Here is a 16,607-nt window from a genome sequence, read left to right as displayed (position 1 = left end):
TGATGACAACAAATGCTAAGGATCGAGAGTAACGGTAAGGGTTTTATTTTGAGGTAAATACGTAATGTTGAGATTAATTTTTAAGTTTAGTCCTCTAAAGCTAGGATCAAGGACAAACTGGTAGTCATTTAGGTTGGAGCTACCGTATTGATTCAGAAACCGAATCAATTTCCAAATTTCCTGAGGATCGATATTAACAGCCATCATCGCTCTTAGTGGTTGAATGGTTAACTTAACTGATTGCCCCCTTGATTTTGTTACTGAAGCGACGATCGCACTTCGCCGCTTTAACTCACGTGGGGCGATCGCACATCTTCTAACAATGGGGACGATCGCGGATTAAACAGTAATCCTCAAGTTGTAACTAGTTACGCTATTTACGTTGACGTTTTAGTAATCGTCAATAATGCACCAACAATGATTTTCCAGTCATTATCGACTTTACGCATGGTGTAATTTAAGTCAAACCGTTCTAGTTCGGAATTATCTTTCTTGTACCGAATTACCGTTCCAGTCACGATCGCCAGATCCTCTCGCAGTTGTCTGACCTCCAAAGATTCGGTCTCGCTATGATCATAGCCACGCCATTGCAGCTTCATCATGGCAATTTTGAAGGTTGCCCAGCCAGTGAAGTTAGTGATTTTAACTGGCTTTTGTTCAGAAATCAGAATGGCAGGACGCTGAAAAAACGGCAGGACAACTGAGGGATCAAGCCTTTCAAAGGCTTCAGCATAGTCTAGAAAGGTTTTCAGGATCAGTGGGTCAACGGTCATAGCGTTGAGGTCGGTGGAGATGGGATTCATCAGTCGGTTCCTTCTGATTTGAGGAAGTTGATTACAGCAGTAGCCGTATCATCAGGGTGACTAAAGCAAAACCCGTGACTGGCATCTGCGATCGTGACTTGCTGAGCACCGGGAATTTTTTGAGCTAGAAAATCACTGTTTTTGGAGGGAATGACCGGATCGCGATCGCCCGTAATCACTAACGTGGGTGCGGTAATTTTGCCCAGTCGATCGCAGGTATCATGCGTTGCCATTGCCTGGAGTTGCCGTTGTAATGCAGTCCCGTGACTATGCAATGGGGCAGTCGTCTGGAGAAATTTCGTTAAATCGGGTTGACGACTTTGAATAAATTCTGGTGTGAACAGCAAATCGAGGAGATTACCCGTCATAAATCCACTCACATCACCAAACTCACTACACTCGCCACCTGCTGCGGTACAACCAAGAATCAATTTATTCAGTTTGTCGGCGTGGTTGAGGGCAAAGTGTTGGGCAATCATGCCACCCATGCTGACCCCAAACACATGAGCTTTGGATATACCCAAGGCATCGAGTAAACCTGCGGCATCCTCTGCCATTTGAGCGATCGTGTAGGGTTGGGTAGATTGACTGGTTTCTCCGGCATCCCGATTGTCAAACAGAATGACTTGGTAGTGTTGAGCCAGCAGGTCAGGGAAGACTATTCCCCAATCTAGCAGACTGAAACTTAGACCGATAATCAGCAATAGCGGATCGCCTTTACCTAAAGTTCTGTAGTTAATATCCAAACCACCAACAGCAATTTTGGGCATATTTTTGTCTACGAATGGCATCAAAATCAGTACAGGATCTATTGAAACGTAACCAGCGATCGCCTAAACGTGAACTCAGATCCTTAAAATTAGTGCGTGAAACACGGAAATGAGAAAGTAAATCCTCCAAACGTGAACTTATATCCTTAAAATGAGTCCGCAAAACCTAGAGATGAGAAAACAATTCCTGCAATCCTCAAGGTGGAATGATTGTTTCTTACCTAAAATTGTTCAACCCCTTGAGGTGCGATCATAATGCGACTTGAGTAATGAGTGCGGTATTGGTCTTGCTATCATAGACGCTGCTTGTACCGTTTTTGCTTCTACTAAGCGGTTGTTCTAGATATTGCCTGCTCTGCTAATGGCGTAGTGTTTTTATTTGGATAGGTAAGCCTTTCCTCGGGTCACTAGGTGAGTCAGTCAGTTCATCTAGCTTCTCCATTTTGCTCGCTATAGCTTCTTCTAAAGCCGATTGTACTCAAATAGATTTAAACTCTTCCAAATTTTTCTGAAATTCTTCCTCCAGTCGTTGCTTAATTTCTAACTCAAATTGAAAAGACTTACCATTGTTCTAAACCTGAAATTTCTCTGTTTTTGAGAACTTAATCAACGATACAAGAAGGGGCGATCGCTAGTGTAATGCTTAATGTCAATTGGGTTTTGCAGGCTCAATCCAAACTACAACGAGAGGGGCGATCGCTCTGAAGCTACACTGCTGTTACGATTTTTTGAATCGTTTCTGCAAGTTCTTGAGAATCAATACCTGACAAAGATATTACAGAAGAGTCTTTTGAACCCTCCACCAAAATTCTAAGCTTCGGTGAGAAATTATCATTTTGAAAAATTTCATTTGCAATATCACCGCACAAAGAGTTTATCAAGGGAACTGGTATTGTGAAAGTAAATGCAATAGCCAATATATCGCCTCGAAGGTCTTTTATTTTTTTATTATCTTTAGTACTAATCATTTTCCTCTCCAGTCCAATTTGTTTACCTTTAAGTAAATGAGAGAAGCCTACAGCAAAAGCTTCTTTGCTATGATCACCATCTGCGGTGATTACCAATGGGGCAGTTAAAACAATCATAAATTTTGTCTTTTTCATCTGATAATATCTCCCGAAATCTATGAACAGCAACCCATGATTTATTGGGCAGTAGTGATCTCTCATTGTGTAGGTTGGGTTGACGCAAGGAATCCAGCCTAAACAGCTACACTAAAGAGAATAATTTAACTGGATAATTCTGCTCTAATTTATCCAGATTACTAATCGGTTTAACGCCTATAGAGGCTGGTTTTCGCAGACTTAACTTAGCTTATAGCGAGAGGGGCGATTACTCTTATCGCTCAATAAAGCGAATGATGTGAGTAGCTAATTCATCCTTGTGATATAGCTCTTGCATGATAGAAATTGGGTGTTGATAGAGATCATCACTTTCAAAAATCTGCTGCCATTGAAGTTCTCGTTCAGGTTGTAAACCTGCTACCTGCATCACCTTAAGAAATTCGTGGGCAATCAAGCCATGAGTGATTGCAGAAGGGTGAACTCCATCAAGACTAAAGATGCCGCCCTGCTTGAGCTTGCCTTTTTTGTCAACGTGGTAATACTTTGTGTTCACTTGGGGATAGCGCAAGTGAAAGAAATCTGGAAACTGATAAGTCGGCTTACCTTCATTCCGCTTATACGCCAGTTCTGAAAACCGTTGGGAAATATCAACGATGTGGTAGCGCTTTTTCCCGTGCTTTGCATTCTTTTGATCAACAAGGTTTTGAATCGTCTTGTTATATTCCAAAATGCAATCGTCGATAAAGATAGCATCTTGCATGGTCAGGTGCTTGCCAGCTTTGACCGCAAACGCTTCTCCAAAGGGGAAATAGGTATAGTATTTGAAATATGTCCAGTAATCTTTCCCACGTAGAACACGGGATGTTTCTCCCACCCCTTTAGCGAATGGGATGACCGTTACCATAGGGATATTGGCAATAAATACCTTCCAATCCTCGTATTTATTCTGGCTCATCCGATTATCAACCCGTTCCATCAATTCGGAATACTCCGCCTCAAAATCTGCTGGATGCCAGAGATTCCATCCCTTTTCCCATCGTTCTGGTTGTGACAATTTATGCACAAGATAATTGGGGTGATTGGGCGTAATTTTGATATCTAATTCTAAAACTGTACTCAACGCATTATTATTACCAAGCCATAGAATTAAGTTTTCTACGCCTTCATTTTCGGTATGAAATCCTAACCAATCTAGTTGACTGAAACTCTGTTTAGATTTATCCAGCGTTGGATTAAGCACTTTCAAAGCAACTCTATGAAAAGGTGCGTTGGCTCCTTGCAGAAAATTATTGCCTCTACTTTGCGCTTGTTTTTTGATTTCTTCCTGGCAACTGTTAGGTGTTACCTGCCAGGCATCAGCAACACTGAATCCTTGAATGGCAACATTGTGAAAGTGGCTAATGCCTGGATAAATATAAGGTCGATCTTCCTTGCCTTTACCCCGTTCATAATAATCTTCTGATTCATTAATTACGCTGTCAATTGTTAACAGAGTAGTCGCCCATTCCACCGTACTAATATCGGAACCATAACGACGCTCAAGTTTGCGAAAAACTGATTCCAAATTTAGTTTGACCCCATGAGCTTGCCACTCAGGATAAAAGTAATTTGCGCTATCGGTTTTCCTTGAGTCAGGTGTCAATCCAAAGGCTTTAGCCAATAGAGTAGAAAAACAAAGGTCGGTACGGGCCGCAGCATTTGACATAAATCCTTGAGAGACACTATCACCGATCGTGAATAGTTTCATATTCGTTCTTCCTAAGAATTGTTGTGTAGTTCAAATAGATTAAAAGGCAATCTTGCTGTTCACGAAGGTGTGTACTCCGGAGCAATGTACTGGCTGGTTGCCCGAACCCGACAACCACCTGATTTTTCTGTTAAGCGGAACCAAGGTAAGCCTTGCTTATCTAATTCAACTGGATTGTTATGTTGATCTCTTCCTTCAGATGTGCTGACACTGAAACGGTCTCCTTGAGCAAACCGCTTAACAACGTTGAACTCTGTTCCAGCTTTGCTGCGGCAGTTTAAGCCACTTGTAGCTACAACACGCCATGTTGAAATAACATAATCACCTTCAGCAGGTAAGTGCCCTTGATAGTAGTTTCCGTTGCTGTTTTGGGCGAAAGTGATTGTAGGATCTGTAAGTACGAAAAGAACGAGAATAAATGCAAACAAATAGCGAAACATCCTCTAAATCCTCGCTTCATGTGTGAATGTGAATCAAACTGATGCTGTATTGTAGGTAATCCACTTGTAATACCAGTTAAATATAAATCTGCATAGATTTATATTCATAAGATAAAGGGGTTGAAGCCCCTTTATCTGTGCAGTTTCACAAAAAATTGGTATAACAATTGAGTGATGTAACTGCGTAGATTGAGTTGAAATTAGATGTCCTTCGTAAACTGCTTTATCGACTTCACTGGTGATGCTTATACAACTTCAGAATCTAGCTCGATTTCCCCTGACATCGATATGGACATGGCCACCATACAGACCTAACCCTCCATCCCAGCTTGGATCTAACTTCCGATAGATCTGTAAGGGAGTAAGATTCTTGCAATAGAAGTCCATAGCTCTCCCAGGAATATGGAGTGAATTCCGAGCAGCATTTGGAATTTGATTATTGATCCAAGACGGACGATACCAAGAGGTAACGATCATTGGTTCTCCCAAAATTGAACGTGCTTTCTCCGCCTCCCTGGCTAATTCAAAAATTCCATTGAGCTCAGACTGTGATGTTGGGTTTCTATCTCCTCCTTTGGTAGCTTCGTACCAGTAGAAGTTACCACCCGCTATAATTGGTTCAACCAAATCGACGTTCGTACCGTTAGCAAGGGTAATGCGAGGCATACTCTGTTTCCTCCAACTTTAGAGACGGTGTAAATCTATTGAGAGGTCAATTCAGTTCAGCACTACGGGTTAGCGGCGAGCCACTTTAGAATGGCACGACCAACCGCTCTTCCACCTCGCTCACTCCAATCTGTGTGATCTGTGACTGGTGCATCCATAAAATAGAGTTCTGCAAGTACCGAAACACGAACGTTAGTATCTTCCGCTCCGCTTAAAACGCCCAAAGCTACACGCGGGTCTCGTCCTCTAGCAATGCGATCGCGAATTCCAAGTTCTGCGGCAATTTCAGCACTCATTGATTGTGCCAGAGCTAGATCGGTTGCATCCCCCTTTCTGTTGTGGATTAGTACTTCAGCACCTTGAGCAGAAGCATTCGCCGCATTGTGGTGGATAGAACAAAACACATCAAATCCCGCAGCCGTTTGCCCAATTTCATATAAATCGTTTCTAGGAGTAGTTCCCCCAAAATCAGTAATGGTACAGGGCACTCCTGCTGCAAGAATCACTTTTCGAGCTGCTTGAGCTGCAATTCCGTTGAGGTCGTACTCGCGTATGCGACCAACGACTGCCCCCGGTTCAGAACCACTTGGATTAGGACCATGCCCAATTTCTAGAAGTACTCCCCTAGCCTTCCAGGTTTGACGAGCAGGTGGAGTGATAGGAGGAGAAGAAACCCCCAAAAGAGTTTTGGCTTCTGGTACAAGATCAAGAATCTTTTTAATGTAAGCGTCTTTACTCTTGCGATCATTATCAGAACCATCAAACGGTCCACCAATGTATCCAGCGTAAGCAATAAATTCAATGTAATCTTCAGGTGTGTGGTTGCTGGTTCTCCAACCCGAGTAAACTGGGCGATCAATAAATGCCCAATATCCTTTAACTGCTTCCTCAACATCATCAAACTTGCAGTAGATATCTGTTTCTCCAGCGCTGTCAGTATAAGTAACCTGATCAGCAATTGCTCTCATTTCCTTGCGGAACTTCATGCCATAGGGATTGCCATGTAGCTTGAAGAGATCTGATTTCCCCCTTCCAGATTCTAAAATTGCTTGTGCTAATTGAATCACTTTCAAATGCTCAAACTCGACACTTGCCTGCTTCAAAGCCTGAATAAAATCATCCCAGACAAACATATTTTCCCTCCAAACTTAACTTATGCGATTGACGTAGGCTATCTACTTAACCTGTACCAATCAAATCTAGCCTCGTGTTATAGCCTCGTCAGTCGGGGAAAGGTCGGATGAAATTTACAGCCAAGGTCGGATCAAGGTCGGATCGAAGGTCGGTAAATCGGCTGCGTAGTAGGGTTAAATTTAGTTACAAGCTGGAACAAAGTTTGAGAAATTACCCGGAAAGTCAGTGATTGGCACGGAATATCTTCTTGAGAACGAGTTTTGGCTGTGAAACCTAGTAACTGGGCTAAAGCTGAACCAGCAGGACAATTCCAGGGATTGTCTTGCCAATAGGTTCTGCAATATAGCCAGCTACTCAACGGATTACAGCCAATCGCTTCACCTGATGATCAGCACTGCAAGGATTAATATTGTGCTTGCCAAAGAAGGATTAGAACTTTTAGAGCAGATTTTAGCCCCCAATCAGTTAAATAAAGTTCAGAAAATTATCTTTCAACATACTTGGGATGGTCGATCGTACAAAGAAATTGCGGATGAGTTTGATTACACGCTGGGATATATCAAAGACACTGGTGCTGAACTGTGGAAGCAACTATCAGAAGTGTTAGGAGAGAAAGTTACCCGTCGCAATTTTCAAACAGTGCTGGAACGATCGACACCCATTGGAAACAGGCAAACTATTCAAAATCTGGTATCCCTGGCGCAGAATCGTACTGATTGGGGAACCGCGATCGATGTTTCCATCTTCTACAACCGCACTATTGAACTGGCAACTTTAGAGCAATGGGTACAGCACGATCGATGCCGCACGGTAATGATTCTGGGCATGGGGGGGATGGGCAAAACTACTCTGTCGGTGAAGCTGGCAGAACAGATTCAGGATGGGTTTGAATACCTGATCTGGCGGAGTTTACGCCATGCTCCTGCTTTACCAGAATTATTAGCAGATCTGATGCTAGTGCTATCGAATCAGCAGGAAGTGAAGTTGCCAGAGACCGTTGATGGTCAAATTTCTGAGTTGATCAAATACTTGCGTCAATCTCGATGTCTATTGGTTTTAGACAACCTAGAATCGGTTTTACAAAGTGGTCAACAGACGGGCTGCTATCGCCAGGGATATGAGGGATATGGTCAACTGATTTCTCGTGTCAGTGATGAGCGGCATCAAAGCTGTTTGCTCCTGACCAGTCGAGAAAAGCCAGGAGAAATCCTGATTCGGGAAGGGGAAACCTTGCCGGTGCGATCGCTGCAATTAGCTGGGCTACAATCCGCCGCTGGTGAGAAAATTCTGCATGACAAAGGATTGGTTAAGCCCGAAACCGCCTGTGAGCAACTGATCGAACATTACAGTGGCAATCCTCTGGCATTGAAGATTGCCGCCGCAACGATTCGATCGTTGTTTAGTGGCAACATCGCTGCTTTCCTGAACCAGGGAACCGTGGTGTTTGGCGATATCTCTGAACTGCTCGATCAACAGTTCAACCGCCTTTCAGTTCTGGAACAACAGGTAATGTACTGGTTAGCGATCGCCCGTGAATGGATCACGCTGGAGAAATTGCACACCAATCTTGTGCCCACTGTATCCCAGCGGGAATTGTTAGAAACCCTGACATCCCTGCAAGGGCGCTCGTTGATTGAAGGCAATGGCATGGGGTTTTCCCAACAGCCCGTCGTGATGGAGTACATGACCCAACGGTTGGTACAGCAGTTTTACGATGGCATTTCAGCCCAGGAACTGGAGTTCTTTAACCAATATGCGTTGATGGAAGCGCAGACAAAGGACTACATCCGGGAAGCGCAAATTCGCCTGATCTTGCAACCAGTGAGAGACAAACTGCTAGCAGCATTTGAAACGCCACAAAACCTGGAAATGCAGCTCAACAGCTTACTACCACTGCTTCGCCATCAACCGTTCATTCAGGATGGTTATGCCGCCGGTAATCTACTGAATTTGTTCTGGCAATTGCAGAGCAATTTGACCGATCGCGATTTTTCTCACCTGAACATCCGGCACGCCTACTTACCCCATAGCACCCTGCATCGCACCAACTTTTCTGGCTGCAAGATCCACCAATCTGTGTTTGCAGAAACATTTGGCGGAGTGGTTTCGGTGGCGTTTAGCCCGGATGGCAAGCGGTTGGCAACCAGTGACACCAGTGGTGACATTCAAATTTGGCAGCTTCCGAGTGGCAGCCAACTGGTGAATTGCAAAGGTCATGAGCATTGGGTTTGGGCAGTTGCCTTCAGCCCGGATGGCCAATTTCTTGCCAGCGCTAGCGATGATTACCGGGTCAAACTCTGGGATGTCGAGACGGGAACTTGTTTGAAAACATTCATTGGGCATACCTATTCCATCAATGCGATCGCCTTCAGCCCGAACGGTCGCTACATTGCCACCAGTTCTCAGGATGCCACGATTCGCATTTGGGATCTCCAGGCTCCTGCCAGGTCATCTGAAGGGGATGCTTCCAGTAGTCTAGTCGTCGATACCTGTATGCAACTTCTGGGACACCAAGGGCGGGTCTGGTCGGTCGCTTTCCATCCAGTAGGTAGTAGTGAACCGCCCGGCATGGATACCATCCTGGCAAGTGGCTCAGAAGATCGCACCATCAAACTATGGGACATCAAGACAGGAAGTTGCCTGCAAACGTTGACTGGACACCAAGAATGGGTGAAATCCGTAGCTTTTAGCCCCGATGGACAGATGCTTGCCAGCGGCAGTTTTGATCACACCCTCAAACTGTGGGATCTGCAAACAGGCGGCTGTCTCAATACGCTACGGGGTCATAGTAGTACCGTCACAATGGTTGCCTTTAGTAGTTCTGGACAGCTTGTTAGTAGCAGCTATGACCAGACGCTGAAGCTGTGGAATATCACCACCGGGCAATGTATGAGAACGCTACAGGGGCATGGAAATCGGATTTGGGCAGTGGCCTTTGATCCAACGGGGGAATGGCTGGCTAGTGGCGGAGATGACCACGCGGCCAAACTATGGCAGGTTAGCACGGGGCAATGCACCAAAACAATTAAGGGGCATAGGAACGCTGTCATGGCGATCGCGCTCAATGCGGACAGGCATTATTTAGCCAGTGGGCATGAAGACCAAACAATCCGTATATGGGATCTGTCTACAGAAAAATGCTGCCAAACTTTGTACGGACACACCAATCGAGTTTGGTCGGTGGCATTTGCACCCCCTTTCAAAAGCAGCGCGGTGGAGGCACAAAATCCTGATTCAGCAGCTACCATTCTGGCGAGTGGCAGCGGCGATCGCACGATCAAACTCTGGAACTGGCGCACAGGACAATGCTTGAAAACCTTGTATGGTCATAGTAGTTGGGTTTGGTCAGTGGCGTTTAGCCCAAATGGAGCATGGCTGGCTAGCAGCAGCTACGATCGCACCATCAAACTATGGGATGTGGATGCCGGAAAGTGTGTGCAAACATTAGAGGGACATACGGCTCCGGCTGTTTCAGTCACATTCAGTCCGGATGGCAGGTGGCTGGGTAGCAGCAGCTTTGATACCACGATTAAGCTGTGGCAAGTGGACACAGGGGAATGCCTAAAAACCCTTCAGGGGCACAGTAATAGCGTTTGGCAAATTGCCTTCAGTCCGGATGGACAACAACTGGTGAGTTGTAGTTTTGACCTCACCCTTAAACTCTGGGATGTGCAGACAGGGGCATGTCTCCAAACCTTTGAGGGACACACGGCACCGATCGCAACAGTCATCTATAGCCCAGATGGACAACATCTGATCAGCGGTGGGTTTGATCAAACAATGCGAGTTTGGGATATTAGCACAGGTCAGTGTATGCAAGTGCTAAAGGGACACGTAGGATTGGTTTCAACCCTGGTCTGCCAATCGGCTCATCTACCGTCCGAACAGGCTAGTAGGGCTGGGCAGCCATCTACCTACCCTGCTGGCTTAGCCTCCAGAACTCAAAATTCAGAGCTTTCCCCTCACGCTGCATTAGCTATTTTTAGCGGTAGCTTTGACGAGACAGTCAAGCATTGGAGCCTGGAAACTCGATCGTGCCTCTCAACGTTGAGAGTTCCACGTCCTTACGAAGGAATGAACATCAGTCATGTCACAGGGTTGAATGAAGTTCAGAGAACGACTTTAAAGGCTTTAGGAGCCGTAAATAGCAAATCATCAACTGCATGATTGTGTCTGTGTTGCGATCAAATAGGTTTCCACTTCCCCTGGAAGAAATTTGCCCTCCGTTGGCAGTCGCTTTTGGTAATCTGATTCGAGATAAAGATACTCACAGTTGAGGTGAGTAAATTGTGTATGGCGTTGCACGATCCAATCAAAGATGCAAGCTCCTGTGAATGTGGCAAAACAAAAGTCGGTATTTTGCACGATCGCTTGGCTTAAATTGGCATCGGTTAAGTTAGCTTTTCGGAAAAAAGTTCCCAAACTACTGCGAACAGACGTAATCACCCATTGGTATATTCGCTGGGTCATCATCGCACTCACTACAGTTAGCACTAGTAAAAACAATCCTTGAAGCCCTGAGCCATCACCAAAACTGAGTAAACCAACGATCGCTAAGAACAGTGTGAACACAACCATGATCTGAAACAAAATCGCAACACCTACAACCCCTAACCATTGGGTCGTTTGAGGAAAGTGCTGGCTGATACGATCGCGGAATAGAATCTCAGCCAAAAACAGTAACAGGGGTAGCCCACCCAGGAGGGAGTTAAATCCTTGATAACCGCGATCGCCAAACAGCATCACAGGAAGTTGCACCACGAAGACACTCAAGCCAACGATCGTGGCGGGAGCCAATACAGTCGTCACAATTAAGCGATTGATTTGTCGCTGACTTTGTCCAGTTTTAACTCCGGTCAAGTTAGCTCCAATCAACGTTGCTCCTGAAAAATCACATCCCCGCAAATCTGCCCCATGAAAATCTGCCCCCGTCAGATCCCATCTCTTAAAGGAGCAATTTTGGAGGTTTTGATTGGCATAATTTTGGTGAGTCATCGGGATGGAAGCCTTTATTCAGCCGGAGTCACCATAATTGTGCCCTGACACACTAGTTGGCTGGGTTCGATTTGTAAGGTTTGCAGGTCAACGTCTGAGCCTAAGGCAATGGTAAATCCGTTGAGCGCATCCAGCGGTTGAAAACTGCCATTCTCCAACCAATGGGGTCGATCGAATTTGAGGATATTGCCCTGTTCCACCTGCAACCCAGTTTGAATCGCGATCGGAATGGAGCGGGTCGCTGTTACCACCTGGGCACTCAGGGTTAATTGGTTTGCGGCTAAGGTAATCTGTGCCTGCTCCAATCGCAATGCTGTCACGGAGTCCGTTGCCAGTTCTTGTATCGCCGGAATATCCGCTTTCAACAAATTTACTAATAATTCTAAAACGGCATTTGCCAGGAGCGGGGCTTGCAACGAAGCATTCAGATCGGCTTCTGACAGTTGCACGTCCGCCTGCACCGGAAACGCCGTCAGTAACCGAAACGCTTTGCCGCGTAAGACTTGCCGCAAGTTTGTCTGAATGCCTGTGCCGATCACACTTGCCTGACTGAAGTACAACCCTTGATAAACGGCGCGGCAGGCAGAAGCCGTCACTTGCTGAATTTCGCCGGAAAAAATTTGTCGATCGCTCGCGGTAATCGTCAACTGCAAATCCTCGACTTGTTCCAGTTGCGATCGCAGCCACAGCCGAATTGCCGGAGTCAACACACTACTAATGATGCGGCTTGGTTTGGCTGGAGGTTGGCGATCGCTCGGATTGTCAGTTAACTCATTCGATAGGGGCGACTCGGACTCAAGGTTGGCACGCATAACGGTTCAGACTCTCACACGATCGGGACAAGTTCAGCCTGAGTATAACGGTTAGCTGACCTAAACCGTCAGATCAGCCACGCCAGCCCTAATCTAGACTGCCAATTCAGCCAGATTTCTCCCGCCTGGACTATTTCTCATCTAGCATGGGGTAGCCACCTGGGGATCGCTATTGTAACAAGAAGTAAACAAAACCCAATTATTTTGATCCCCGATCGCTAGAATTGTCAAAAAATCATGACGTCACGATCCCGGATTGACTGAATAATTCGTGAAATCCCGACAAGTTCATGGTTTGTCTGCTTGACCATTCGCTAGCTTTCCTGCAACATAAACTTAACAAAACCGCTCCTTGCGATCCCAACCCCTACTAATCAAGCCTCTGGTTCGCTGACTCACCGCTAAACCTTCCCTGGAGAAAGATCACGCTCATGTCAAAGGAACGTCCCCCGTTAGAAGAAATGACCCTGCGCCAATTGCGTCGGGTGGCGAGTGAATGTGGAGTGTCTCGCTATAGCCGGATGCGAAAAGATCAGCTTCTCGCTGCCATTCAGGCGATTCAGGGTATTCAACCTGTATCGGCTCCCGCTACCGCACCACCAACTCATCCAGAACTGCCACCGCAAGAAGAGGTTGAAGCCGCGAAGTTTGATGTGGGTCACGACGATCGCACTGGTGGAGATCTGGCGGCAGTTGATGAAGGCTTAGCGGATCTGCCCAGTGGCTATGGGGAAAGTAAAATTGTGCTGTTGCCCCGTGACCCCCAGTGGGCTTATGCCTATTGGGACATTCCCAACGAGCATAAAGAGGAAGCACGTCGCCAGGGTGGACAACAACTTGCCCTGCGGATTTATGACGTGACAGATATGGATTTGGGCTACCAAAGTCCCCACAGTATTCAGGAATATCCCTGTGATGAACTGGCGCGGGAATGGTATCTGCCAATTCCCGTTAGCGATCGCGATTATGTGATTGATATTGGCTACCGTTGCGCCGATGGGCAGTGGTTAGTGCTGGCGCGATCGGAAATCGTGCGGATTCCGCCGATCTACCCCTCCGATTGGATTGAAGATTCCTTCTTAACGATCGCCTGGGAAGAAGAATTAGAAGGCAAGACGTTCCTGGAATTAGTTCCCCCAGGTCGCCGCATGGCAGCCGTTGGCAATGCGATCTATGACCAAATCTTCAGCATGTCGGAATCCGCCGAAGCCAAACGGATGGCAGGCTCGATCTTTGGCTCGATGCATCAAGTTCCCGCCGGATCAGAACAACAGGTTGCTGGTTCGATTCAGCATGTGCCTGGTTCGGGGCAACAAGCTGTCAGTTCCTATGTCCTGGCTTCAGGTGCTGGTATGTGGGCAGGCGCACCGACGGAATCGGGTGTCGGCATGTCGGGTGTCGGCATGACCATGTCCGGTGTGGGGATGTCGGGGGCAGCGGTTTCCGAACGGATGTCGGGTGTGGGCATGTCAGGTGTGGGGATCTCAGAACGCATGTCGGGCGTGGGCATGACCATGTCTGGTGTGGGGCTAACAACCTCCGGAGCGGCAATTTCCGAACGCATGTCGGGGGTCGGCATGTCGGGCATTGGGATGACGATGTCTGGCGTGGGCATGACGATGTCGGGGGTCGGCATCTCCGAACGCATGTCGGGGGTCGGCATGTCCGGGGCAGCGATTTCTGAGCGGATGTCTGGCGTGGGCATGACGATGTCGGGGGTCGGGATCTCCGAGCGCATGTCCGGTGTCGGGATGTCCGGTATCGGGATGACCATGTCCGGGGTTGGCATCTCCGAACGCATGTCTGGCGTGGGCATGGGTATGTCGGGAGTCGGGATGACGATGTCTGGCGTGGGGATCTCCGAGCGCATGTCCGGGGTCGGCATGACGATGTCCGGTGTGGGCATGGGAATGTCAGGAGTCGGCATGACCATGTCCGGGGTTGGTATCTCCGAACGCATGTCGGGCGTGGGCATGACCATGTCCGGTGTGGGCATGGGGATGTCTGGCGTGGGGATCTCCGAGCGCATGTCCGGTGTCGGTATGACGATGTCCGGTGTGGGCATGGGAATGTCGGGAGTCGGTATGACCATGTCCGGGGTTGGTATCTCCGAACGCATGTCTGGCGTGGGCATGACCATGTCCGGTGTGGGGATGGGAATGTCCGGGGTCGGCATGACCATGTCTGGAGTCGGTATTCCCGGACTCACGATGTCTGGGGCTGGTTTAACGATGTCAGGAGTCGGCATGACCATGTCCGGGGTTGGCATGGGGATGTCTGGAGTCGGCATGACCATGTCTGGAGTCGGCATGTCGGGTGTAGGGTTCTCTGGTTCCCTGCCGATCATTCGCCCTCGCCAATTCTGGCTGATTGCCGACGCTGAACTGATTGTGTATGGAGCAACCGAACCGGATGCCACGGTGACGATCGGCGGTCGTCCGGTGAAGCTAAATCCAGACGGTACATTCCGCTTCCAGATGTCATTCCAGGATGGGCTGATTGACTTCCCAATCATGGCAGTCGCGGTGGATGGAGAGCAGACCCGCGAAATTCACATGAAGTTTGTCCGCGAAACTCCTGCCCGTCGTACCAATACGAAAGAAGAGGCGGTACAGGAATGGTTGGAGTAACGCGATCGCGCTAACGTTTCAATCCCCTTACCTCCCCTAGCTAGCCACTAGGGGACTTTTTTATGGCAATTAGCCACCGGCGGCAAACGTAGACATAATGGCAACGGACAACAGAATCCCTGGACTCAACATTAAGATCAAAACGAAAAGATCATGCCAGTTCATGCGAAGACTCCTACTTCATGTCAAGGATGAATCAAATGACTGTTGAATTGACTGTAACAATCGCCCTTTGATCTGCCCTCATCCTAGAGCATCTATATTCGTGTCCCTGGTAGGGTTAATCTTTTGTGCGGATTAGACCTACCTGCGACGAATAGCCCATGACGAGTGATTTCTACCCTTATGACACCCACAATTCCATCTACAACCCATGCGTTAAAAGAATGGCAGGTTGCTGTCCATGCCCTAGAACAGGGGGAACAGGCGCTGCTGCTGCGGAAAGGTGGCATCCGCGAGACGGGAGGTAAGTTCACGGTTGAGCACGATCGAGTCCTGTTGTATCCCACCTACGAACATCAACAACCGCGATTTCTCAAACCCGAGTATGCCGATCGCGTGGAACCAGTCGCATCTGGTTGGCATCCTGAAACAGTACGAATTGGCTCCTGGGCAATGATTACCGAGATTTTTCAGGTGACAAATGCCGAACGGGTTGCCGATCTATCGCTGTATCACATTTGGACTGCCGAATTTATCGCCGATCGCCTGAAATGGAAGCCCAGTCAACCATTATATGTACTACTCCTCCGCACCTACCGCCTTAACCACCCCCAACAGATTGACTATACCCCTGAATACGGCGGCTGTCGATCGTGGATTGATCTCCTTACCCCCATTGACCTATCAGATAGCCAGGTAGTCTTGAGCGATCGCGAGTATGACCTCCAGGTAGAACGGATTCGGGCGATCGTGGGTGGCTAGAGCAGCAAACAATATCGATACTCGGCTCACTACCCCAAAAATGTAAATTTTCTTTAAGCCAGGTCTACCATTCGCAGAACTTCGAGTAAAACGAGGCGTTCTACACTACATCTGGTGGTGTCGCTATGGATACGGTCAAGTCTCTGCGGATATTTAGCCTGATTGGCACTCTGGCTCCAATGGCGATCGTCAGCGTCATGCCTGCGGCTCAGGCGGCAGCATTGACCCATTGGAACTATGACTCCACAGCTAACCAACTGGAGGTGATGATTCAGGCAGGAGCCAAACCTCGCTACTTCCTGATGGCACAACCTGCCCGAATTGTGGTGGATCTACCCAACACTGACCTGGGTGCTGTCAAAACGGAGCAAGCCTACTCTGGAGTGATTCGACAGATCCGGGTGTCTCAGTTTCAACCTGGGGTGACTCGCATGGTCTTGGAACTCTCTCCTGATACCGTCTTAGCTCCAGGACAGGTACAGCTAGAAAAAGTGGGAACCGCTTCCGGTCACGATCGCTGGGTTCTCCGTCCCCTTCTGGCACAGGCGGCACCTACCCAATCCCCTGCCACTCCGCCATCACCCCCCGCGATCGCTCCAACGACTGTCTCTTATACACATCT

The 16,607-nt window shown here is 47.7% G+C and carries 13 protein-coding genes; 4 read left to right on the top strand and 9 right to left on the bottom strand.

The genetic code is table 11. The features are described from left to right. Positions 1–377: 377 nt before the first annotated feature. The 7 genes from ACN4EK_RS16960 to ACN4EK_RS16930 form a co-directional block, all read right to left on the bottom strand. A complete protein-coding gene (locus tag ACN4EK_RS16960) occupies positions 378–803 on the bottom strand; it encodes a DUF6841 family protein (protein ID WP_431659222.1) in 426 nt (141 codons plus the stop codon). Beyond that, on the bottom strand, positions 803–1,573 hold the full coding sequence (locus ACN4EK_RS16955; protein ID WP_431659221.1) for an alpha/beta fold hydrolase: 771 nt from the start codon (positions 1,571–1,573) through the stop codon (positions 803–805). Before ACN4EK_RS16955 ends, ACN4EK_RS16960 begins: the two co-directional genes overlap by 1 nt. Before the next feature lie 707 nt (positions 1,574–2,280). Then, positions 2,281–2,676 carry a hypothetical protein gene (locus tag ACN4EK_RS16950; RefSeq protein WP_431659219.1) on the bottom strand — a complete coding sequence of 132 codons (396 nt, stop codon included), beginning with the start codon at positions 2,674–2,676 and terminating at the stop codon, positions 2,281–2,283. Positions 2,677–2,911: 235 nt separating this feature from the next. After that, positions 2,912–4,384, bottom strand: a complete 1,473-nt coding sequence (locus ACN4EK_RS16945) for a hypothetical protein (protein ID WP_431659218.1) — start codon at positions 4,382–4,384, stop codon at positions 2,912–2,914. 59 nt (positions 4,385–4,443) lie between these two features. After that, positions 4,444–4,824 carry an SH3 domain-containing protein gene (locus ACN4EK_RS16940; RefSeq protein WP_431659217.1) on the bottom strand — a complete coding sequence of 127 codons (381 nt, stop codon included), beginning with the start codon at positions 4,822–4,824 and terminating at the stop codon, positions 4,444–4,446. 255 nt (positions 4,825–5,079) lie between these two features. Then, positions 5,080–5,490 carry a D-Ala-D-Ala carboxypeptidase family metallohydrolase gene (locus tag ACN4EK_RS16935; RefSeq protein WP_431659216.1) on the bottom strand — a complete coding sequence of 137 codons (411 nt, stop codon included), beginning with the start codon at positions 5,488–5,490 and terminating at the stop codon, positions 5,080–5,082. Positions 5,491–5,552: 62 nt separating this feature from the next. Then, a complete protein-coding gene (locus tag ACN4EK_RS16930) occupies positions 5,553–6,623 on the bottom strand; it encodes an N-acetylmuramoyl-L-alanine amidase (protein WP_431659215.1) in 1,071 nt (356 codons plus the stop codon). 412 nt (positions 6,624–7,035) lie between these two features. Between ACN4EK_RS16930 and ACN4EK_RS16925 the strand changes: the two genes are divergently transcribed. Then, complete coding sequence (locus ACN4EK_RS16925; protein ID WP_431659214.1) at positions 7,036–10,791, top strand: WD40 repeat domain-containing protein; 3,756 nt, start codon at positions 7,036–7,038, stop codon at positions 10,789–10,791. On the opposite strand, the gene ACN4EK_RS16920 is transcribed toward ACN4EK_RS16925, so the two are convergent. Both ACN4EK_RS16920 and ACN4EK_RS16915 read right to left on the bottom strand, forming a co-directional pair. After that, the gene (locus ACN4EK_RS16920; RefSeq protein WP_431659212.1) at positions 10,780–11,619 is read right to left on the bottom strand and encodes a pentapeptide repeat-containing protein; all 840 of its coding nucleotides are present in this window, start codon (positions 11,617–11,619) and stop codon (positions 10,780–10,782) included. The two genes, ACN4EK_RS16925 and ACN4EK_RS16920, sit on opposite strands and share 12 nt — an antisense overlap. A 14-nt stretch (positions 11,620–11,633) precedes the next feature. Further along, a complete protein-coding gene (locus ACN4EK_RS16915; RefSeq protein WP_431659211.1) occupies positions 11,634–12,431 on the bottom strand; it encodes an LmeA family phospholipid-binding protein in 798 nt (265 codons plus the stop codon). Between the two features lie 431 nt (positions 12,432–12,862). On the opposite strand from ACN4EK_RS16915, the gene ACN4EK_RS16910 reads away from it, so the two are divergent. From ACN4EK_RS16910 to ACN4EK_RS16900, 3 genes are all read left to right on the top strand, one after another. Next, positions 12,863–15,061: a DUF4912 domain-containing protein gene (locus tag ACN4EK_RS16910; protein WP_431659210.1), complete on the top strand. Its 2,199-nt coding sequence runs from the start codon at positions 12,863–12,865 to the stop codon at positions 15,059–15,061. A gap of 345 nt (positions 15,062–15,406) precedes the next feature. Next, complete coding sequence (locus ACN4EK_RS16905; RefSeq protein ID WP_431659209.1) at positions 15,407–15,985, top strand: DUF1802 family protein; 579 nt, start codon at positions 15,407–15,409, stop codon at positions 15,983–15,985. A 125-nt stretch (positions 15,986–16,110) separates the two neighbouring features. Then, positions 16,111–16,607, top strand: a 497-nt coding sequence (locus ACN4EK_RS16900) for an AMIN domain-containing protein (protein WP_431659208.1), incomplete at its 3' end; no start/stop codon positions are given.

Origin of the sequence: Pantanalinema rosaneae CENA516, from assembly GCF_050753385.1 — a bacterium.
Lineage (GTDB): Bacteria > Cyanobacteriota > Cyanobacteriia > Leptolyngbyales > Leptolyngbyaceae > Pantanalinema > Pantanalinema rosaneae.
This window is presented reverse-complemented; position numbering and strand designations above follow the sequence as displayed.

What these genes read in the sequence shown, in the direction of transcription:
- ACN4EK_RS16935 (WP_431659216.1), bottom strand. Translation starts at nt 5,490, where the DNA reads ATGCCTCGCATTACCCTTGCTAACGGTACGAACGTCGATTTGGTTGAA.
- ACN4EK_RS16920 (WP_431659212.1), bottom strand. Translation starts at nt 11,619, where the DNA reads ATGACTCACCAAAATTATGCCAATCAAAACCTCCAAAATTGCTCCTTT.
- ACN4EK_RS16960 (WP_431659222.1), bottom strand. Translation starts at nt 803, where the DNA reads ATGAATCCCATCTCCACCGACCTCAACGCTATGACCGTTGACCCACTG.
- ACN4EK_RS16945 (WP_431659218.1), bottom strand. Translation starts at nt 4,384, where the DNA reads ATGAAACTATTCACGATCGGTGATAGTGTCTCTCAAGGATTTATGTCA.
- ACN4EK_RS16940 (WP_431659217.1), bottom strand. Translation starts at nt 4,824, where the DNA reads ATGTTTCGCTATTTGTTTGCATTTATTCTCGTTCTTTTCGTACTTACA.
- ACN4EK_RS16915 (WP_431659211.1), bottom strand. Translation starts at nt 12,431, where the DNA reads ATGCGTGCCAACCTTGAGTCCGAGTCGCCCCTATCGAATGAGTTAACT.
- ACN4EK_RS16950 (WP_431659219.1), bottom strand. Translation starts at nt 2,676, where the DNA reads ATGAAAAAGACAAAATTTATGATTGTTTTAACTGCCCCATTGGTAATC.
- ACN4EK_RS16955 (WP_431659221.1), bottom strand. Translation starts at nt 1,573, where the DNA reads ATGCCCAAAATTGCTGTTGGTGGTTTGGATATTAACTACAGAACTTTA.
- ACN4EK_RS16905 (WP_431659209.1), top strand. Translation starts at nt 15,407, where the DNA reads ATGACACCCACAATTCCATCTACAACCCATGCGTTAAAAGAATGGCAG.
- ACN4EK_RS16930 (WP_431659215.1), bottom strand. Translation starts at nt 6,623, where the DNA reads ATGTTTGTCTGGGATGATTTTATTCAGGCTTTGAAGCAGGCAAGTGTC.
- ACN4EK_RS16910 (WP_431659210.1), top strand. Translation starts at nt 12,863, where the DNA reads ATGTCAAAGGAACGTCCCCCGTTAGAAGAAATGACCCTGCGCCAATTG.